The organism is Pseudomonas rhizozeae, from assembly GCF_031583775.1.
Classification (GTDB): Bacteria; Pseudomonadota; Gammaproteobacteria; order Pseudomonadales; family Pseudomonadaceae; genus Aquipseudomonas.
The window spans coordinates 23002-43366 of the sequence record NZ_JAVLSB010000004.1 but is presented as its reverse complement, the minus strand read 5'-3'; the positions used below and the strand labels follow the sequence as shown (position 1 = coordinate 43366).

At 62.9% G+C, this 20365-nt stretch carries 16 protein-coding genes; 8 read left to right on the top strand and 8 right to left on the bottom strand.

What is annotated here, in order from left to right:
• Positions 1-456 precede the first annotated feature (456 nt).
• From RG836_RS00955 to RG836_RS00945, 3 genes are read right to left on the bottom strand one after another with little or no spacing between them, the layout of a single operon-like run.
• Positions 457-1851 carry an efflux transporter outer membrane subunit gene (locus RG836_RS00955; protein WP_310842521.1) on the bottom strand — a complete coding sequence of 465 codons (1395 nt, stop codon included), beginning with the start codon at positions 1849-1851 and terminating at the stop codon, positions 457-459.
• Positions 1852-1858: 7 nt separating this feature from the next.
• Complete coding sequence (locus tag RG836_RS00950) at positions 1859-3832, bottom strand: MacB family efflux pump subunit (protein ID WP_310842520.1); 1974 nt, start codon at positions 3830-3832, stop codon at positions 1859-1861.
• Positions 3833-5005 (bottom strand): efflux RND transporter periplasmic adaptor subunit, encoded by a 1173-nt coding sequence (locus RG836_RS00945; protein WP_310842519.1) that lies wholly within the window; start codon positions 5003-5005, stop codon positions 3833-3835.
• A gap of 320 nt (positions 5006-5325) precedes the next feature.
• On the opposite strand from RG836_RS00945, the gene RG836_RS00940 reads away from it, so the two are divergent.
• The 5 genes from RG836_RS00940 to RG836_RS00920 all read left to right on the top strand — a co-directional run bounded on the left by RG836_RS00940 (position 5326) and on the right by RG836_RS00920 (position 12081).
• Positions 5326-5811 (top strand): sigma-70 family RNA polymerase sigma factor, encoded by a 486-nt coding sequence (locus RG836_RS00940; RefSeq protein ID WP_310842518.1) that lies wholly within the window; start codon positions 5326-5328, stop codon positions 5809-5811.
• A gap of 117 nt (positions 5812-5928) precedes the next feature.
• Positions 5929-7266, top strand: coding sequence for a lysine N(6)-hydroxylase/L-ornithine N(5)-oxygenase family protein (locus RG836_RS00935; RefSeq protein ID WP_310842516.1), 1338 nt, complete (start codon positions 5929-5931; stop codon positions 7264-7266).
• A 374-nt stretch (positions 7267-7640) separates the two neighbouring features.
• Entirely contained in the window at positions 7641-8054 is a 414-nt protein-coding gene (locus RG836_RS00930; RefSeq protein ID WP_310842514.1) for a response regulator, read from the top strand.
• A 158-nt stretch (positions 8055-8212) separates the two neighbouring features.
• Complete coding sequence (locus RG836_RS00925) at positions 8213-8839, top strand: response regulator transcription factor (protein ID WP_310842512.1); 627 nt, start codon at positions 8213-8215, stop codon at positions 8837-8839.
• Positions 8840-8850: 11 nt separating this feature from the next.
• Complete coding sequence (locus RG836_RS00920) at positions 8851-12081, top strand: transporter substrate-binding domain-containing protein (RefSeq protein ID WP_310842510.1); 3231 nt, start codon at positions 8851-8853, stop codon at positions 12079-12081.
• A 21-nt stretch (positions 12082-12102) separates the two neighbouring features.
• On the opposite strand, the gene RG836_RS00915 is transcribed toward RG836_RS00920, so the two are convergent.
• Complete coding sequence (locus RG836_RS00915; RefSeq protein ID WP_310842508.1) at positions 12103-12639, bottom strand: PaaI family thioesterase; 537 nt, start codon at positions 12637-12639, stop codon at positions 12103-12105.
• A 191-nt stretch (positions 12640-12830) separates the two neighbouring features.
• On the opposite strand from RG836_RS00915, the gene RG836_RS00910 reads away from it, so the two are divergent.
• Positions 12831-13697 (top strand): pirin family protein, encoded by an 867-nt coding sequence (locus tag RG836_RS00910; protein WP_310842506.1) that lies wholly within the window; start codon positions 12831-12833, stop codon positions 13695-13697.
• Between the two features lie 204 nt (positions 13698-13901).
• Positions 13902-15344 (top strand): mechanosensitive ion channel family protein, encoded by a 1443-nt coding sequence (locus RG836_RS00905; protein ID WP_310842504.1) that lies wholly within the window; start codon positions 13902-13904, stop codon positions 15342-15344.
• A 17-nt stretch (positions 15345-15361) separates the two neighbouring features.
• On the opposite strand, the gene RG836_RS00900 is transcribed toward RG836_RS00905, so the two are convergent.
• Together RG836_RS00900 and RG836_RS00895 are read right to left on the bottom strand one after the other, a co-directional pair.
• Positions 15362-16321, bottom strand: a complete 960-nt coding sequence (locus tag RG836_RS00900) for a FecR family protein (RefSeq protein WP_310842502.1) — start codon at positions 16319-16321, stop codon at positions 15362-15364.
• Entirely contained in the window at positions 16321-16827 is a 507-nt protein-coding gene (locus RG836_RS00895; RefSeq protein ID WP_310842501.1) for a sigma-70 family RNA polymerase sigma factor, read from the bottom strand. Before RG836_RS00895 ends, RG836_RS00900 begins: the two co-directional genes overlap by 1 nt.
• Before the next feature lie 235 nt (positions 16828-17062).
• On the opposite strand from RG836_RS00895, the gene RG836_RS00890 reads away from it, so the two are divergent.
• A complete protein-coding gene (locus RG836_RS00890) occupies positions 17063-17503 on the top strand; it encodes a carboxymuconolactone decarboxylase family protein (RefSeq protein WP_310842499.1) in 441 nt (146 codons plus the stop codon).
• Here RG836_RS00890 and RG836_RS00885 read toward each other — a convergent pair whose 3' ends face one another.
• Both RG836_RS00885 and RG836_RS00880 read right to left on the bottom strand, forming a co-directional pair.
• The gene (locus RG836_RS00885) at positions 17504-19096 is read right to left on the bottom strand and encodes a DHA2 family efflux MFS transporter permease subunit (protein ID WP_310842496.1); all 1593 of its coding nucleotides are present in this window, start codon (positions 19094-19096) and stop codon (positions 17504-17506) included.
• Positions 19096-20220, bottom strand: coding sequence for an HlyD family secretion protein (locus tag RG836_RS00880; protein ID WP_310842495.1), 1125 nt, complete (start codon positions 20218-20220; stop codon positions 19096-19098). Before RG836_RS00880 ends, RG836_RS00885 begins: the two co-directional genes overlap by 1 nt.
• Positions 20221-20365 lie beyond the last annotated feature (145 nt).

The window sequence follows — 20365 nt, the reverse complement described above, 5'->3', positions numbered from 1 at the left end:
CGGCCCCTCGCCGTGGCTCGGGGTACCTTCGCTCCGGCATTCATCCGGGGGCATCGCCCTCCGGTTGGCTTCGCTGCACCTACATGCGATGAGTTCGACTGCGTCGAACGGCGCTGCGCGCCAATCCCCGGATGCATGCCTCCACTCAGCCTCCCGACGGGGCGGGTGGATCAAAATCAAAAGCGCGGCGAGCTGACACACGGCCTGGTGGTGTACGCAGTTTCTGTGTACCTACCCAAACCCTGTGGGAGCTGGCTTGCCAGCGATAGCGTCGGCACATCCAGCCTATGTGTGTCAGACACACCGCCATCGCGGGCAAGTCGAATCGTCGCACCGCAGCTCCCACAGGTTTTTTGTGATGCCCAGATTCAGTGGCCAGCGCAGGTTCACTGTGGGAGCGAGCCTGCTCGCGATAGCGTCGGCACAGCCAACCGGTGCAGGTCAGACAGTCGGCTTTCACAACGCCTGCCACCCACCCCCCAACGCTTTGTACAGCGCCACGCTGGCTTGCACCCGCGCGAGCCGCAGTTGCACGTTGAGGTCTTGGGCGGCGTACAGGGTGCGTTGGGTTTCCAGTACGGTGAGCAGGTCTTCGGCGCCGGCCTGGTAGCGGCTTTGGGCGATGTTGAAGGCGGTTTGCGCGTGGCTCAGTTCTTCGCTTTGCCACTGTCGCTGTGCGTCGAGGCCGCGGATGCTGTTGAGGGCTTTTTCGACGTCGGCGAAGCCGTTGATGATTGCCCCGCGATAAGCCTCCAGCAGTTCTTCCTGGCGGGCTGTGGCTTTGTCTCGTTCGGCGCTTAAGCGACCGTTGTTGAACACCGGCGCGAGCAGGCCGGCGGTGAGGTTGTAGAAAGGGCTGCGCAGCAGGTCGGCGGCGCGGTCGGCGCCGGAGCCGAGTTCCGCGCTGAGAGTCACCTTCGGCAGCATCGCCGCCCGCGCCACGGTTACGTCCGCTTGTGCGGCGGCCAGTTGCGCTTCGGCGCGGGCGATGTCCGGTCGGCGGCTGAGCAACTCGCTCGGCAGGCCGACGTTGATCAGCGGCCATTGCAAGTGATCGAAAGCTTCCTGCCCCAGATTCAACTGCTGCACCGGTCGGCCGAGTAACGCCGCCAGGCTGATCTGTGCGTCCTCGGCCTGTTGCTGAACCAAGGGCAATTGCCGCTGCTGCGCCGCTACCAGGCTTTTCTGCTGGGCCAGTTCCAGCGCCGTGGCCGAGCCGGAATCAAACCGCGTCTGTACCAGCCGCAACACCCGTTGTGCGTTGGCCAGGTTCAGCTCGGCGATGCGCCGTTGCTCGCGCAACGACAAGGCCTGGGCGTAGGTGCTGGCGACGCTGCTGAGCAAGGTCAGTTCGACCGTGGCGCGGTCCGATTCGCTGGCCTGCAAGGCAAACTGCGCGCTGTCCCGAGACGCGCGCTGGCCGCCCCAGAAATCGATTTCATACGTGGCGCTAAGGTTGGCGTCAAAGTAGTCCAGAGCTTTGTTGCTGCTGTCGGTGTCGAGCTGGCTGTAGCCATTGCCGCGCAGCAGTTTCTCGCGGTTGGCGTTCAGCCCAGCGGTAACTTGCGGCAGGCGCGAGCCGCCGGCGATCACTGTGCTGGCCTGGGCCTGGCGCACGCGAGCGACGGCGGCGGCCAGGTCGTAACTGCCGAGCCGGGCCTGTTCAACCAACTGATCGAGTTGCGGGCTGCCGAAGTGTGTCCACCACTGGCGATTGCTCACGGCCTCCCGGTCGCTCGACGCCGATTGCCATGCGGCAGGCGCAATGATGCCGGCGTCCGGGCGTAACGGCGGGCTGGCGCAGGCGCCCAGCGCCAGGCAGAGGGTCAACACACTCAGTTGCGCTTTCATCGGGGAATCATTCACTGGTAAGGGCCGTGACCGGGTCGAGCCGGGCAGCTTTGCGGGCGGGCATGAAGCCGAAGACAACGCCGGTCACCAAGGCACAGCCAAAGGCACCGAGCACCGCCAGCATGGAAAACGCCACCGCCACTTCGCTGAGGATCAGCACCCCGCCGACCAGCAGTGCCAGGGCAATCCCCGCGAGGCCGCCGACCACCGAGAGCATCACCGCTTCGGTCAGGAACTGGCGCAGGATGTCGCGCTGGCGAGCGCCGGTGGCCATGCGGATGCCGATCTCGCGGGTGCGTTCGCGCACGGTCATCAGCATGATGTTCATCACCCCGATGCCACCCACCAGCAGCGAGATCGCGGCGATCGAACCGAGCATCAGCGACAGGGTGTTTTGCGTGTGCGCTTCGGCCTGAATCATTGCGGCGTTGTTGGTCAGTTCGAAATCTTTCTTGCCGTTGTGCAGGCGCAGCATCAGTTGCTCAATGGCCTGCTCCGTCTCCTTGACCTTGCGCGCGTCAGCGGCGGCGATGGCGACGTATTCCGGGTTGTGCGTGCCAAACAACCGCACGCTGGCGGCGGAGTAGGGGATGGCGATGCGGTCGTCGCTGTCGGAATCGCCGGAGCTGGCGCCTTTTTCCGCGAGCACGCCGACCACCTGGAACGGCACGTTTTCGATCAGGATGTACTGGCCGATCGGGTTGGCGACGTCCTTGAGCAACTTGGTCCGCACCTTGTGGCCGATCACCGCGACGGCCGCCGCGTTGCGCTCATCGGCCAGGGTGAAATAGCTGCCTTGCACCACCGGCCAGTTGAAGATCGCCGGGAAGTTGGTGTCGTTGCCGCCGACGTAGCTCAAGTGGTCGAGGTTGCCGAAACGCACCCCGGCTTCCTGGCCGTTGACCGGCATGATCCGCGTGACTTGCGGCAGGCTGCCGACCGCCGCCACGTCATCGAGGCTAATGATGCCCAGTGGCGTGCGCGGGTTCGGCGCCCAGCCGCTGAGGTAAATGATGTTGGAGCCGAACGCGCCCATCTGCGCCATGACCTGGCGCTTGCTGCCTTCACCGACCGCCAGCATCACCACCACCGACGCTACGCCAATGATGATGCCGAGCAAGGTCAGCGCGGTGCGGAAACGGTTGATCCACATCACTCGCCACGCCGCTTGCACAGCGTCCACCAGTTCGCCTTTCCAGGCGCCGGTGGCTTCGGCGCCTTCGCTCAGGCGCTTGCGCAGGTCCACCGCTTGCAGGGCGCCGGGGTTGGCGGTGGTCTGGGCATCGGGGTTGTCCAGGGCGCTGTCGCTGATGATCGCGCCGTCGCGGATTTCGATGATGCGTTTGGCCCGCGCGGCGACTTCGCGGTCGTGGGTGATGAGAATCACCACATGGCCCTGGCTCGCCAGTTCGTCGAGCAGGGTCATGACCTCGGCGCCGCTGTGGCTGTCGAGGGCGCCGGTGGGTTCGTCGGCGAGGATGATGTGGCCGCCGTTCATCAACGCTCGGGCGATCGACACCCGTTGCTGCTGGCCGCCGGAGAGCTGGTGCGGGCGGTTGCCGGTGCGCGTGGCAAGGCCGAGGCGTTCGAGCAGGGCGGCGGCGCGGGTGTGGCGTTCGCTGGCCGGGGTGCCGGCGTAGATCGCTGGCATCTCGACGTTTTCCTGGGCCGAGCCGGACGGAATCAAGTGATAACCCTGGAACACAAAGCCAAAGGCTTCGCGGCGCAACCAGGCCAGTTCATCGCTGTCGAGGCCGGCGACGTTTTCCCCGGCGAAACAGTACTCGCCGGAGGTGGGCCGGTCGAGGCAACCGAGGATGTTCATCAGCGTCGATTTGCCGGAGCCAGACGCGCCGACAATCGCCACGAATTCACCGGCATGGATCGCCAGGTTGATGCCGCGCAATACGTGCACTTGCGGGGCATCGCCGCCGCCGTAGACTTTGCGGATGTCCCGCAGGTCAATCAAAGGCGTCTGCATTCAGCCGCCACTCCCGTCGGCCGGGCCGATCAGCAGGTGATCGCCTTCCTGCAAGCCGTCGAGGATTTGTACGCGCAGGCGATCGCTGATGCCGGTGCGCACGTTGCGCTGTTCAATGCGACCGTTTGGCGCCACCACTTGGGCGGTCTGGTCGTTCAGGCGCGCGCCGGGTTGCAGCGCGGCGAGCGGTGCGGTGAGCACGTTCTTCGCGTGTTCGGCGACGAAAAATACCTGGGTAGTCATCTCCGCCATCAGCGCGTTATCGGCGTTGTCGACGTCGAGCAACACGGTGTACAGCACCACCCGCGCACTGCCGCTTTTGCTCGAACTGGCCGGGCTGCCGCCGCCCTGGCTGGTCTGGTCGAGGGGCTTGGGCGGTACCGGCAAAATCTGCCGCACGGTGCTGCTCCAGCGGCGGTTGCCGCCGGCAAGGGTGGTGAAGTAAGCGGTCATGCCCGGTTTGACGTGGCCGATATCGGCTTCCGAGACTTCCGCCCACACGGTCATCGGCGACAGCTTGGCGATGCGCAGAATCAGCGGCGTTTGCTGTTGCGCGTTGAGGGTCTGGCCTTCCCGGGCGTCGAGTGCGACCACGGTGCCCGCCATCGGCGCGTAGATGCGGGTGTAGCCGAGTTCGGCCTGATCGCTGCGCAAACTGGCTTCGGCCTGGCGGATCTGCGCCTGGAACATTTCGATCCGCGCCTGGGTCGCCCGTTGTTCGGCCTGGGCGGTTTGCACGTCTTCTTCGCGGGTCGCACCGCCAGCGGCGAGGTGTTGCTGGCGCTGATATTTCTGCCGTGCCAGGTCGTGCTGAGCCTTTTGTTCTTGCAATTGCGCCTTGAGGTTTTCGATGGAAAACCGCCCGGCGTCGAGTTTCGCCTGCTGCGTGGACGGATCGATTTCCACCAGCAGCTGACCTTCCTTGACCACATCGCCGACTTCCGCGTGAATCTTCTGGATCTGCCCCGAGGCCTGGGCGCCGACGTCGACGTAGCGCCGTGGCTGCAAGGTGCCGAGGGCGGTGACGCTGTTTTCGATGTCGCCACGGGTCACGGCCACGGTGGCGAACTGGTTGCGGCCGGGCGGAATGATTTGCCAAGTGGCCACGGCGATCACCGGGATCAGGCACAGCGCGACGAGCAGGGCGCGGCGGGTGGTGCGGGGACGTTTCATGCGGGGTTCCGGCCTGTGGAAGTCGGCCCGTTGTCCAATCGCCGGGCAAAACGCGCCGACGGTCGAAGCCTGTCAGCAAGGCGACAGACACGGGGAGCTGCTCTGTATACGTGCAAACCCCCGGGGAATTTACCCGTCGACACATAGGGTTACAGCTGCAGCCGGCGACTATTTGTCGGGCAATGACAAGCAACGCTTTAAATCTATATGAGAATTACTATAAATTACGCGCCTGAAACGCCACTATCGTGCCACTGCCAGTTGAGTGCGCCATGAGGTTGGCTCAAGGATAGAAATCGCACCTCGTGCGGCCGGGAGTCATGTTGGAAAACTACTATCGCGAGCTGGTGTGTTTCCTCAACGCCAAGCTGGGCAACCGCCAGGTGGCCGAAGATGTGGTACATGACGCGTATCTGCGGGTGCTGGAGCGTTCCAGCGACACGCCGATCGAGCAACCCCGTGCCTTTCTCTACCGCACCGCGCTGAATTTGGTGATCGATGATCACCGACGCAACAATCTGCGCCAGCTCGAATCCCTCGACGTGCTCGATAACGAAGAGCGCTACTTCTCCCCTTCGCCACACCAATCCCTCGATCACAGCCAGCGGCTGGAACTGGTGCAGCGGGCCTTGGCGGAACTGCCACGGTTGTGCCGCGACAGTTTTCTGCTGCGCAAGATCGACGGTTTGTCCCACGTTCAAATCGCCGGGCAACTGGGGATTTCCCGCGCCCTGGTGGAAAAACACATCGTCAACGCAATGAAGCATTGCCGCTTGCGCATGCGCCAGTGGGACGCTCGTTGTTAAATTTTGTTTCACTGTCCTCGTTCCTACTCAACAGACGATCTGCTGCCCCGCACTCGGGCGGTCGGGTTACCCAGGCTATTCGTGCCCTGTTGAGGGCTTATCCAGAGGACACTGGAAATGACACAGGCAATTGCATCGCCCATCGTTCACGACCTGATCGGCATCGGGTTCGGCCCTTCGAATCTGGCGCTGGCCATCGCTTTGCAAGAGCGTGGACAGCAGCAGGGCGAGCTGGATGTGCTGTTTCTCGACAAGCAGGCCGACTACCGCTGGCACGGCAACACCCTGGTTGCCCAGAGCGAGTTGCAGATTTCCTTCCTCAAGGATCTGGTGACCCTGCGTAACCCCACCAGCCCATACTCGTTCGTCAACTACCTCAAGCAGCACGGGCGCTTGGTCGATTTCATCAACCTCGGCACCTTTTACCCGTGCCGGATGGAATACAACGACTACCTGCGCTGGGTCGCCGCGCAGTTCACCGAGCAGAGCCGTTATGGCGAAGAAGTGCTGACCATTGAGCCGGTGCTGCACAACCAACAGGTGGAGGCGCTGCGGGTGATTTCCCGCGACGCTCAAGGCCAGCAACACGTGCGGGTGTCCCGTTCAGTGGTGGTCAGCGCTGGCGGCACGCCGCGCATTCCTGAAGCGTTCAAGGCGCTGAAGGACGACAGCCGGGTGTTCCACCATTCGCAGTACCTGGCGCGCATGGCGCAGCAGCCGTGCGTCAATAACCAGCCCATGAGTATTGCCATCATCGGCGGCGGGCAGAGTGCGGCTGAAGCCTTCATCGACCTGAACGACAGCTTCCCGTCCGTGCAAGTGGACATGATCCTGCGCGGCTCGGCGCTGAAACCGGCGGATGACAGCCCGTTCGTCAACGAAGTGTTTTCCCCGGAATTCACCGACCTGGTGTTCCAGCAGGACAGCGGTGAGCGTGAGCGCCTGGTCAACGAGTACCACAACACCAACTATTCGGTGGTCGATATCGACCTGATCGAGCGCATCTACGGGATCTTCTACCGGCAGAAAGTATCGGGCATCGCCCGCCACGCGTTCCGCACCCTGACCACCATCGAAAAGGCGACCGCCACTGAGCGCGGCATCGAACTGACAGTGCGTGACAACGCCAGTGGTGAAGTGACCAGCCGCCACTACGACGCGGTGGTGTTGGCCACCGGTTACGAGCGGCAGATGCACCGCACCTTGCTCGAACCGCTGGCGCAGTACCTGGGGGACTTCGAGGTCGACCGCAACTACAAATTGATCACCGACGAACGCTGCAAGGCCGGCCTTTACATGCAGGGCTTCTGTCAGGCCAGCCACGGTTTGAGCGACACGCTGTTGTCGATCCTGCCGATCCGCGCCGATGAAATCGCTGGCTCCTTGTACGAGCATGGCAAACACCGCGGGCACAGCCGATCGATGCTGGATTTGTTGTTGGCGGCGGCCAGCTGATTGTTTGGTGATTGAGCCGTTGTCTTCGCGAGCAGGCTCGCTCCCACAGGGTTGTGCCGTGTACGCGGCTCGTTGTGAGAGCGAGCCTGCTCGCGAAGAAGCCAACCAAGACAACGCAGCTGTCAAACCTGAGCCTGCCATCCGATTATTCCCACGCTCCACGTAGGAAAGTCTCGCCGGACGCCTCACCCGAGCGTCGCGCACTCCATCTCCGGCAAACCCCCGCCCATCCGCTGCACCTGTGTAGGCTCCGTTTAACCTTTTGTTTTCGGATTAGTCCTACAGAAAAATCCAGGCGCCTCCCTTAGGCTCGCCCCCTCTTTGCGTCGAGCGGGTGCCACACCTGCCGACTTCTCTTAGTCCGGGTGCCTACTGTGTCGAACAAAGCGCTGCGAATCTTGATCGCTGACGAGCAACACTTTCACCGCATGTACATTGAGCGGCTGTTCAATCAGCTCGATTATTTCCGCGTCGCCCCCGTGACCACGCTTGCGGAGATGCTGACTCTGATCGAGTACGCCAGCGAATCCTTCGACCTGGTGGTGATCAACGCGGCGATGGCCGGCGATGCCTTTGACCTGCAAGGTTTTTTCCGCGCCCATGGGCACGTGCGCCATGCCTTGGTGTATGGCGCCGCGCAGGCGGGTTTGAGCGCGGCGCAACCGGGGCTGGGCAGTTTGCAGAGCAGTTCGCTGAGCCTGCCGGACCTGAGCCTGATACGCCCGTTGATGGCGCGCATCGACCCGCTGCTCAAGGCGCCAACGCTGCATCAACGCTGCGTAGGTTGACCGCCGCTCCACCTACCGTTCGTCGCTACTGTCAGATCTGACAGGTAGATGCCCGCCACCGTTCATGCAAGAGTCTCAGCGCAGCCTGTGTGTCGATGCGGTGCGGTCGGCCTGCCGGAGTGCGGGCTCTGTCGGCGATTTTTTCACTGGGAGTTGTCATGAAGAAAGTGCTGATTGTTGACGATCATCCGGTCATCCGCGCCGCCGTCAAAATCATCCTCAAACAGGAGAACGTCAACGTCATTTATGAGGCCTCCAACGGCGTCGACGCGGTGCAGATTGTGCGTGAACACCTGCCGGACCTGGTGATCCTCGACCTGGTGATGCCGGGTCTTGATGGCCTGGATGTGCTGGCGCGAATCAAGGCTGCGCATGTCAACGTCCGCACGTTGGTGTTCACCTCGCAGGACCCGAGTTTCTACCTCAACCGCTGCATGCGCGCCGGGGCGCTGGCGTATGTGGCCAAGGTCAACCATTTGCAGGAACTGCAAAAAGCCATTCACGCGGTGATGTCCGGCTACACCTATTACCCGCGGCTGCCTGCCAGCTCGGTCAGCCTCGATTCGCTGCAACGCAATGAACGGCAGATGATCGACAAACTGTCCGACCGCGAACTGACGATTTTCCTGTGCCTGGCCCAGGGCATGAGCAACAAGGAAATCGCCGCGACCATGATGCTCAGCCACAAAACCGTGAGCACTTACAAAACCCGTTTGATCGAAAAACTCAACGTGCCGTCGGCGGTGTGCTTGAGGGAACTCGCCAAACGCAATCACCTGATCTGAGTGCCACGGCCATGCGCGCGTTGTGTGTGGCGATGCTGGTCGTGTGCTTACTGACGTCGTTGCCGGTGTTGGGCGAGGGCGCGCCACGGGTGCTGAACCTGTTGGGCCGTTCGAGCGTCGAGGGTTATCGGGTCGAGTTGAGCGTGGCGGATGAGCGGTGGCTGCGGGACAAAGGCACCTTGCGCCTGGGGGCTTCGGCGCCGGATTATCCGCCGTTCGAACTGACCCTCAATGACTTCGATTTTGAAGGCATCACCGCCGACTACGCCGACTTGCTCGGGCAGTTGCTCAAGGTCAAGGTCGAGGTGCTGCGCTATGGGTCGCGGGATGCGGTGATTGGCGCGTTGAAGGCCGGGCAGATCGACCTGCTGGGTACCGCCAATGGCTATGAAGTCGCCGACCGCCAATTGCGCGTTTCCCGCGGTTATGCCGACGACACCCCGGCGCTGGTGACGCGCATCGGCGAAACCGGCAAACCGCCGGCCGACCTCGCGGGCCTCAACGTGGCGACGCTCAATCACTATCTGGTGCCGGCGGATATCGAGGCGTTTTACCCAAAGGCCCGTTTGCAGCTGTACCCCTCGACCCTGAGCGCCATCGGCGCGGTGGCGTTCGGCCGCGCCGATGTGTATATCGGCGATGCCATCAGCGCCAGCTACCTGATTAATCATAACCACCTGAACAACGTGCAACTGGTGGATTTCGCTCGTCTGGAAGCCACGCCGTTCGGCTTTGCGACTCGTGCCGACAACACTCGATTGCAACGTATCGTCGATGCCGCACTCAGCGCGGTGCCGGTCGAGGAACGGTCGGCGATCAGCCGGCGCTGGAGTGCCGGCAGTTCCTTCGGTGCTACCACGACCCTGCAACTCAGCCCGCGGGAACAGCGTTGGGTGCAGGCGCATCCGCGGGTCAAGGTCGGGGTGATCGGCAGCTTTGCGCCGCTGTCGTTTTATGACGGCAGCGGCCAGTTCAGCGGACTGAGTGCGCAAGTGCTCAACCGCATCAGCCTGCGTACCGGCCTGCAGTTCGAGATGCTGCGCGAGGATTCCCTGAGCCGACAGATCGAGCAGATCAACCGTGCCGAGATCGACCTGCTGACGGTGATCACCCCTAGCAGCGAGCGCCAGGCCGACCTGCGTTTCACCCGGCCGTACCTGATCAATCCGTTCGTGATGATCAGTCGCGCCAAGCCTGGCAGCCCGCAGGTGTTGAGTGAAATGGCGGGCAAGCGCTTCGCGTTGATTCGCGGCAATGTCCAGGCGGCCTTCATCCGTGCCCAGGCGCCAGGGGTGAGCTTCGTCGCCGTCGATAACCCGGCCCAGGCGCTGGCCGCTGTGGCCAATGGACAAGCGGACGCGGCGCTGAGCACGCTGATCGTTGCCCGCTACCTGATCGCACGCCAGTACTCGCAGCAGTTGAGCATCACCAGCACCATCGGCCCGGAACCGGCGCAGATCGGCTTCGCCACCCAGCGTGATGCACTGGAGCTGCACTCGATTCTCAACAAGGCATTGCTCAGTTTCAGCCCAGAAGAACTGGACGCCTTGAGCAGCACCTGGCGCAGTGAAGCCCCGGTGGACAACAGCTATTGGCATCGCTACCGCACCACGATTTTCCAGGGGTTTGCCGGTGCCGCGCTGCTGCTGTTGCTGGCGCTGGGCTGGATCGCCTACCAGCGCAAGTTGATCCGCCGGCGCCAGCAATTGCTCGATCAGGTGCGCCAGGCCAAAGCAGCGGCGGAGCAGGCCAATCGCGCCAAAAGCACCTTCCTGGCAACCATGAGCCACGAGATTCGCACGCCGATGAATGCCTTTATCGGCATGCTGGAGCTGGCAATGAAACGCGCCGACAGCGGCGTCACGGATCGCTTCTCCATCGAAGTCGCGGCCCATGCCGCGCAGCAGTTGCTGGCGCTCATCGGCGACATTCTCGACATCGCGCGGATCGAGTCCGGGCACTTGGCGCTGGCGCCGGAACGGGCCAATGTGCGCACGCTGGTGCTCTCGGTGTGCAAGGTGTTCGAGGGCCTGGCACGGCAGAAACACTTGCAGTGGCACGTCGAGCTGGACCCGCGCAGTGATTGCGACGTGCTGATCGACCCGACGCGGTTCAAGCAAGTGCTGTCGAACCTGCTGAGCAATGCCATCAAATTCACCCCCCACGGCCGCGTCAGCCTGACCCTGCGCATCGAGCCACAAAGTGCTGTTGGCCGGTTCACGATGAACCTGGTGATTGCCGACACCGGCATCGGCATCAGCCAGGCTGATCAGCAGCGCCTGTTCAGCCCGTTCATTCAGGCTGGACAGCCGTCCCATGGTGGTTCGGGGCTGGGCCTGGTGATCAGCCGCAGCCTGTGCGAAATGATGGGCGGTTATTTGACGCTGCACAGTGAGCCGGGGCAGGGCACGCGGATCGAGGTGCGCCTGGACTTGCCATTGCTGATGCCGCTGGAGGCCGACGCCGAGCCGCCGGCGAAGGCACCGGGGCCGTCGCTGCCGCTGAACATTCTGGTGGTCGACGATTATCCGGCCAATCGGCTGCTGCTGTCACAGCAACTCAACTACCTCGGCCACCATGTACTGGAAGCCGAGGACGGCGAGCACGGCCTGGCGCTGTGGCGCGAGCATGAGTTCGATGTGGTGGTGACCGACTGCAACATGCCGGGCATGAGCGGCTATGAACTGACCATGGCGATCCGTGAAGAAGAGACCCGCCAAGGCCTGCCGCGGATGCTGATCCTCGGCTTCACCGCCAACGCTCAGCCGCAGGAACGCGAGCATTGTTTGAGCGTGGGAATGGACGATTGCCTGTTCAAACCCATCGGCCTGCACGACTTGAGCCAGCGCCTGGCCGGGCAATTGCCGGATCACGGAGCGGCGGTGGACGAGGTGGCAGAGAGCGCCAGCACGGCCATCGACCTCAGCAATTTGCGGCAATTGGCAGGGAGCGATGTAGCCCTGATCGAGCATTTGCTGGCAGACCTGGCGAGCAGTAATCAGGAGGACCTGGAGCGCTTGCACGTGTTGCAGGCCAGAGGAGATCGCGCTGGGTTGCGGGCGCTGGCGCATCGCATCAAGGGCGGCGCGCGCATCGTGCGGGCGCAACGGCTGGTGCAGGCCTGCGAGCAGGTAGAACAGGCCTGTCACGCTGACGACCCTGATTGCCTGCATCCGGCGGTGGCGGATCTGCGCGCGGCGATGCTCGATCTGAGTCGGGAACTCGCTGGCCGGCCTGACTGAGGCACGCGGTTTTATAACATCCTAGCGCGGCTCGAAAATCATGCAGGTTGTCGAACCGGTGGCGTACAGGCGACCGTCGACATCGTAGATTCGCCCTTCGGCCAGCGCCGTGGAGCGCCCCAGGTGCACGATTTTGCCCTCGGCGCGCACCGGGCCGCTGGCACTGTTGAGGGCGCGGACGTAGCTGATGCGCAGATCCAGCGTGGTGTAGCCCTGGCCTTTTTTCAGTTGCGTGTGGATCGCGCAACCCATGCACGAGTCCAGCAACGTCGCCGCGTAGCCACCGTGCACGCTGCCCAGCGGGTTGTAGTGACGGGCGTCCGGCGTGCCCTGGAACAGGAACAGACCGGGCGACCATTCCAGCGGGATAAAGTCCATCAAGGTGCCAATGGGCGGCGAGGGCAGTTCGCCCCTGCCAATGCCATCGAAGAACTCCTGCGGCGTGAGGTCGCGGACTTGCGCCATCGACAGGCTGCCAGGGCCGGCGAGGCGGGCGCGCATCGCTTGCTCCTCGGCGATCCAGCGGGCCAGCGTTATTTCGCGGTCAGGGTTTGGCATACAGGCACCTCGCAGTGGAGAGAAAATTATCAGCGTAATCCTGATCGATATTATGTCCGAAATAAAAACTCCGCCAGCCGATGATTCATCGTTCTAACAGTAGAACGATCAGGCTGATTTTTGCGGGCTAGCGTTCGATTGGTTTCAGTTTTAAGCTCTATCCATGGCTTAACCACTATTGGAGCGTCCGCATGAAAAACATCATCGGTATTTACCCGAGCCCGCGCGGCCATTGGGTCGGCGACGGCTTCCCGGTTCGCACACTGTTTTCCTACGATGAACTTGGCCAGCACATCAGCCCGTTCCTGTTGCTGGACCATGCCGGCCCGGCGCAATTCACCCCGACCACCGAGCGTCGTGGCGTCGGCCAGCACCCGCACCGTGGGTTTGAAACCGTGACCATCGTCTACGACGGTGAGGTGGAACACCGCGATTCCAGCGGCGGTGGCGGCGTCATCGGCCCGGGCGATGTGCAATGGATGACGGCGGCGGCGGGGATCATTCACGAAGAGTTTCACTCCGAAGCGTTCGCGCAACGGGGCGGTGCCATGGAGATGGTGCAGTTGTGGGTCAATCTGCCGGCCAAGGACAAAATGGCCCCGGCCGCTTACCAGAACATTCTCGACGGCGACATTCCTAGCATTGCCCTGCCGGGCGACGCCGGTCGGTTGCGCCTGATTGCCGGCTCGTTCAACGGCCAGCAAGGTCCGGCCCGGACCTTCACACCGATCGATCTGTGGGACTTGCGCCTGCGCGCCGGCCAACCGGTCACGCTCGACTTGCACGAGGGGCGCAACACGGCGCTGGTGGTGTTGCGCGGTTCGGTGCGGATCAACGGCGATGCCACCGCTGGCGTTGGTCAATTGGTGCTGCTGGAGCGTGAAGGCGATCAACTGACGCTGCAAGCCGAAGACGACGCTATGGTGCTGTTGCTCAGCGGCGAGCCGATCGACGAGCCCATCGTCGGCCACGGCCCGTTCGTGATGAATAGCGAGCAGGAAATTCACCAGGCGTTTGCCGATTTTCAGTCGGGGCGGTTTGGGCGGATGAACCAGTAACGGCTCTGGTGGGAGCGGGTTTGTTTGCGAAAGCGCGGTGTCAGTCATAGTAATGGTTGCTGACCGTTCGCTATCGCTGGCAAGCCAGCTCCCACAGGCTTTCCGAGTGTTTTCAAGATTGTGCGCATTCCCTTAAATCAAACCCTCCTACACTGAGCCAATCTGTGCGATCTTCGCGCCATTGGCCTTTGCTGGAGTTGCTTGATGCTGCCTGTGCTGACCGACCATCCGCTGCTAAGCGCCATGGTGCTGATCCTGATCGACATGGTGCTGTGGCGTTTGCTCAGTGCCAGCGGCAACCGTTGGAAACTGGCGGCGCGGGTGGGGATTTTCGGCTTGTACAGCGTGTTGCTGTTCAACGAAGGCCTTAACCCGATGCAGGCCGCGCCGTTCCCCGACAACGTGCCGTTGCACCTGGCAGCCACGGCGTTGCAGATCGGTTGGTGGCTGTTCGCCGCGCGGACCCTGACGGTGCTGATCGGCACGGTGATGATGCAGCGGGTCGGGCACACCGGGCGCTTGCTTCAGGACTTGCTCGGTGCGGTGATTTTCCTGATCGCCATTATTGCTGCCATGGCCTACGTCCTCGACCTGCCGGTCAAGGGCGTGCTCGCCACTTCTGGCGCGGTGGCAATCATCGTCGGCCTGGCGCTGCAAAGCACCCTCAGCGATGTGTTCTCGGGCATCGTTCTCAACACCACCAAGCCGTACCAGATCGATGACTGGATCGCCATCGACGGCACCGAAGGCCGGGTGATCGACATCGACTGGCGCGCCACGCGCATGCAAACCTCACAAGGCGCCATGGCGGTGATCCCCAACTCGCTGGCGGCCAAGGCCAAGATCATCAACTTCAGCCGCCCGAGCGACATGTTCGGCGTGTCCATCAGTCTGCAAGTCAGCCCTCACGCCCGGCCCAATGTGGTCATCGAAGCGCTGGAACGGGCGATGCAGGGCTGCCGTTTTCTGTTGAGCAAGCCGGGGCCGTCGGTGGCGGTGAAAAGCGCCAGCAGTGCAGGCGTGGAATACGAAATCAAAGGGTTCGTAGCGTCGATGGACCAGAAGCGTGCGGTGTGCAACTCACTGTACGACCTGGCTTACCGGCATTTGCAGGCGTCCGGCATCCGCTTACTGTCGAACGTCGAAACTGAACCGCCAGCCGCTGTGTCACGACCTCGGGCCTTGCTGGAAAGCTCGACGATTTTCTCCACGCTGCGCCAGGAAGAAAAGGAAACCTTCAGCCAGAACATGACCCTGCAAACCTTCCGAGCGGGCGAGATGATCCTGCCGGGCGGCGAGGTCAGCGACCATCTGTTCATCATCGAATCCGGCGTGGTCTCGGTGGCCCTCAGCCGCAGCGGGACCAAGTTCGAGGCTGGACGCATGGGGCCGGGCGAGGTGATCGGCGAGGCGGGGATTCTGTCGGACAGTTCGGTGCCGGCGGACTTCAGCGCCAAGACTTTCTGCACCCTGTACCGCATCGAGAAGTCCTACCTTAAACCGTGCCTGGATGCCCGGCACGACATCAACGATGCGATGAAGGCGCTGCTGGATTTCCGCATGCACTCGGCCGAAGCCTTCACGCGGGAAACCCCGAAGGTCGCGCAGAAACGGGGCTTTTTGGACTGGTTACGGCACCGGGCCTGAGGCCACGGCCATTGCGATCAGGCGCGGGGTTCCACCGACAGCCAGTAGCGCGTCAGGCTGCTGATGTTCAGCGGCAGGGTATCGCTGAGCAGGCGCAGGCTGGCGTCGGTGTCGCGCAGGGAAAATGAGCCCGAAACGCGGATCGCCGCGACGTCGGCATGGCAGCGCAAGACCCCCGGCCGGTAACGCCCCAACTCACCGAGCAATTCGTCCAGGCGCATGTTGTTGGCCAGCAGCATGCCCTTGTCCCAGGCCAGCGCAGCGGTGTCGAAACGTTCCAGTGCTTCGAAGCGATTGAGCTTGAAGCTCTGGCGCTCGCCGGCCGAAAGCATGGCGCTGTGCTGCAACAGTTGCGGGGTGATTTGCACCCGCCCTTCGAGCACCGAGACCTGGCTGCGCGAACCGTTGATGCGCACGCAAAACCGTGTGCCCAATGCGCGCGCGGTGCCTTGCGGGGTTTCGACGATAAAGGGGCGGGCGGCGGGATCCTGGGCGGTGCTGATCAGCACCTCGCCATTGAGCAACGTGACCCGCCGTTCGCTGGGGCTGAAAGCGATGTCCACCGCGCTGTCGGTGTTGAGCAGCAGTTGGCTGCCGTCGGGCAATGGCAGGTGTTTCTGCTCGCCGACGGCGGTGCGCTGGTCGGCGGTCCATTGCTGCCACGGCACATGCTGCGAGGCGATGCCTAACGGCCCGGCCATCAACAGCAAGCCAAGGCGAGTGAGGGTCTGGCGGCGGCTCAGGCCATCCTTGCGTGACGCACGCTTGAGGGTTTGCACGGCAAGGTTCGCGGGCACGTTGCGGAAGTCGCCGAGGATCGCTTCGGCGCGTTGCCAGGCCTGGGCGTGCTCGGCGCTGCGGGTGCGCCATTGCGCAATCGCCTGATGATCGGCCGGCGTCGCGCTGCCGGAATGCAGTTGCACCAGCCAGTCAGCGGCTTCGCCGAGAATCTGTGGGTTGATCATCGATGGGTTCATCAGGCGACACTCAGGCAAGCGATGAACGCAGCGCGCATGTGCCGTTTCACAGTGATCAGCGAGACGTTCAGGCGCGTGGCGATCTGCGCGTAGGTCAAGCCTTCGATCTGCGACAGCAGGAAGGTGTCGCGGGTCGCGGCGGGCAGCTCGCGCAACAACGCTTCGATGCGCCACAGGGTTTCGAGAATCAGCAGGCGGGTTTCCGGCGACGGCACTTCCGCCGCCGGCAGGTGCGCGATGGTTTCCAGGTAGGCGCGCTCAAGGTCCTGGCGCCGCCAGCGGTCGATCACCAGGCCTTTGGCGATGTGCGTCAGCAGTGCGCGGGGTTCGCTGCCCAGCGGCCGCACCACCTGGCGGGTGAGCAGGCGCAGGAAGGTGTCGTGGGCCAGGTCCGCCGCATCGCAGCGGTTGCCGAGCTTGCGATGCAGCCAACCCTGCAGCCAACCGTGGTGTTCGCTGTACAGGGCGTGGATTTGCTGATTCAGAGGCTGATCGAGTGACGACATGGGAGACAGATACTCGTGTCCGGCATCCTGGCCTGAGTGCAATTAAGAATTGATCGCATTCTAGTGGCCAGTACCGAGCGCTGGCAATTCTCATTTGCACTTTATTTCGCCCGCCACGCGTGTTGGGCGCTGTCGGCGATGGAAGGTGGTCTCCTCGACTTCGGGATTATTGGCTATTTGTGCAAAACCCCGGCCGGACTAACGTAGCGGCATCCCCACTTGCCCTGGAGCAACCATGCAACCTCGTATCGATTTCTACACCGCATCGCCGGATGCCTTCAAAGCCATGCTGGCCCTGGAAAACGCGGTCACTAAGCTGCCGCTGGAAAGGTCCCTGATTGAATTGGTCAAGCTGCGCTCTTCGGTGATCAACGGCTGCGCGTTCTGCATCGACATGCACACTGCCGACGCGATGAAGGACGGCGAAACCCCGCGCCGTTTGTTCGCTGTGAGTGCCTGGCGTGAAGCGCCGTTCTTCAGCGACCGCGAGCGCGCCGCCCTGGCCTGGACCGACGCCATGACCCTGATCAGCGAAACCCACGCGCCGGACGACGTCTTTGAAGAAGTCAGCACACAATTCAGCGCCAAGGAATTGGTGGACCTGACCGTGGCGATCAACGCCATCAACGGCTGGAATCGCCTGGCGATTGGCTTTCGCAAAATGCCTGAGGCGTGATCAGTGCGCATCGGCTGACGGCGCGGCCGGCGGTTGCACCTTGCGCATCAAGGGCACCATCGCCGTGGCAACGATGAAACAGACCATGATCATCAGGAACGCATCGCCGTAAGTTTGCGTCTGCGCTTCGCGGTAGGTCAGCGACCACAGCTGATGCAGGCTGGCGGTGACCCCGGCGTCACCGCTCTGGCCAAGGCTGGCGAAGTTGTTGCCGACCTGGGACAACCATTGATTGAGCGCCTCGTTGCTGCTGTTGAGGTGCTCGGCCAAGCGGGTGAAGTGCAGGTTGGTGCGGTCGTTGAGGATGGTCGCGCAGGCGGCGATGCCAATCGCGCCGCCCAGGTTGCGCATCAGGTTGAACAACCCCGACGCATGCTTGAGCCGCGCTGGCGCCAGGCCGCCAAGGGTCAGGGTCACCGTCGGTGGCACTGCCAATTGCTGGGCAATCCCGCGCAGGGCTTGCGGCAGCATCAATTCCTTGCCGCCCCAGTCATGGGTGATCGGGCTGAAATCCCACATCGACAACGCGAACAACCCCAGGCCGGTCATCATGATCCAGCGCAAATCCATGCGGTTGGCCATAAAGGCATACAGCGGAATCGCCATCAATTGGAACACCCCGGTGGAGAACACCGCCAGGCCAATGTCCAGCGCGCCGTAGCCGCGCACCCGGCCGAGGAACAGCGGCGTCAGGTAAATGGTGGCGAACAGGCCGATCCCGGTGATGAACGAAAAGAAGCAGCCGAGGGCGAAGTTGCGGTCCTTCAAGGCGCGCAGATCAACGATCGGATTGGCCGAATACAACGTCCGGCCGATGAATGCCAGGCCGGCCAGCCCGGAAATCCATGCCGTGGTGAGGATGGTGCTGTCGCTGAACCAGTTCCAGCGCGGGCCCTCTTCGAGGGTGTATTCCAGGCAGCCGAGAAACAGCGCCATGAACACCATGCTCAGATAGTCCGCGCCTTTGAGCAGCGACAGCTCCGGTTGGTCGATTTTTACCAGCATCGGCACCGCCACCGCGACAAAAATACCGGGCACCAAGTTGATGTAGAACAACCAGTGCCAGGACGAAATGTCTGTAATCCAGCCGCCGATCACCGGGCCCAACGTCGGCGCCAGCGACGCCACGGCGCCGATGGTCGCGGCGGCGATCACCCGTTGCTTGCCGCTGAAAAACACGAACGCGGTGGTGAACACCAGGGGGATCATCGAACCGCCGAGAAAACCTTGCAGCGCGCGGAAAGTAATCATGCTCTGGATGTTCCAGGCCATGCCACACAGCAGGCTGGTCAAGGTAAAACCCACGGCCGACGCGCAAAACAGCCAACGTGTCGAGAACACCCGCGACAGCCAGCCGGACAACGGGATCACGATGATTTCGGCGATCAGGTAACTGGTCTGCACCCATGCGGTTTCGTCGGTGCCGGCGGACAGTCCGCCGCCGATATCGCGCAGCGAAGCGGAGACGATCTGGATGTCCAGCAGGGCGATGAACATGCCGATGCACATTGAGGCGAAGGCGAAGACCTTGGCGCCGGTGGTCATGCTCGCCGCGCTGAATGGCTGGGCGCTGGCGGTGAGGGTGGCGCTCATTACCGCTGGGCCTGGGTGACGGCGACGTCACTCGATTCGGCGGCGGTCAGGGTGTCCACTTCAGCGGTCACCGACAGTCCGGGGCGCAGGTGCCCGAGTACGCCATCGGCCGGGTCGAGGCGAATGCGCACCGGCACCCGCTGCACGATCTTTGTGAAGTTGCCAGTGGCGTTCTCCGGCGGCAGCACGCTGAACTGTGAACCGGTGGCCGGCGCGAGGCTGTCGACCCGGCCGTGGAACACCTGACCGGACAACACGTCGGCCTTAACGATCACTCGTTGCCCGGCGGTCATCCGCGCCAGTTGGTCTTCCTTGAAGTTGGCGTCGACCCACAGGCCGCTGGCCGGCACCACCGACAGCAATTGCGAACCGGCCTGGGCATAGGCGCCGACTCGCGCGCGGCGGTTGCCGATCATGCCGTCCACCGGGGCGCGCAATTCGGTGTAGCCGAGGTTCAGTTGCGCCAGATCACGTTCGGCCCGGGCCTGCATCAGCGCGGCGCGGGCCTGTTGTTTCTGGGTGTCGATCACATTCAGTTGGCGTTGTGCGGCAAGCAGTTCCGCCTGCGCCCGCGCGCCTTGGGCTTGCGCGGTTTTGAAAGTGGCGTCGGCGCGCTGGGCGCTTTCCACTGACACCGCGTTGCTGCTGACCAGGCGTTTGTAGCGGGCATTGTCGTCCCGCGAACGGGCGGTTTCCGCGCCGGTGGCGTCAATGCCGGCGCGGGCCTGGCCGATCACCGCGTGCTGCAGTTGTTCGGTGGCATCCAAGTTAGCCAGCAGCGCCTCCTCAGCGGCCACCGCGCCCTCGGCCTTGGCCAGATTGGCGCGGTAGTCGCGAGCATCGAGGCGAATCAACACGTCACCGGCCTTGACCCGCTGGTTGTCGGTGACCAGCACTTCTTCTATGTAACCGGCCACTTTCGGCCCGATCACCGTCACGTCGCCACCGATGTAGGCGTCGTCGGTTTCCTCAATAAAACGCCCGATGCTCCACCAGTGCGCTGCGTACATCCCCAAGCCAATCAGCACGACGAGCGTCACTCCGCCCAGCAGCAGACGCTTGAGCAGCGGCGGGCGAGCGGGGCGCACGGCGAGGTCGGATTCAACGGCGGGCATGCTGGTCATGGCGGTTACCTGAGGGAAGCGGTAGTTATTACGGGCGTAATATGACGTATGTCATATTTTGTCGCAATTGCTTTTTCAGGTCAGTGGTCAGTTGTTTATTTGAGCGAGGCGGCGGGCGTGGTGCCGGTCATTTTCTTGAAGGATG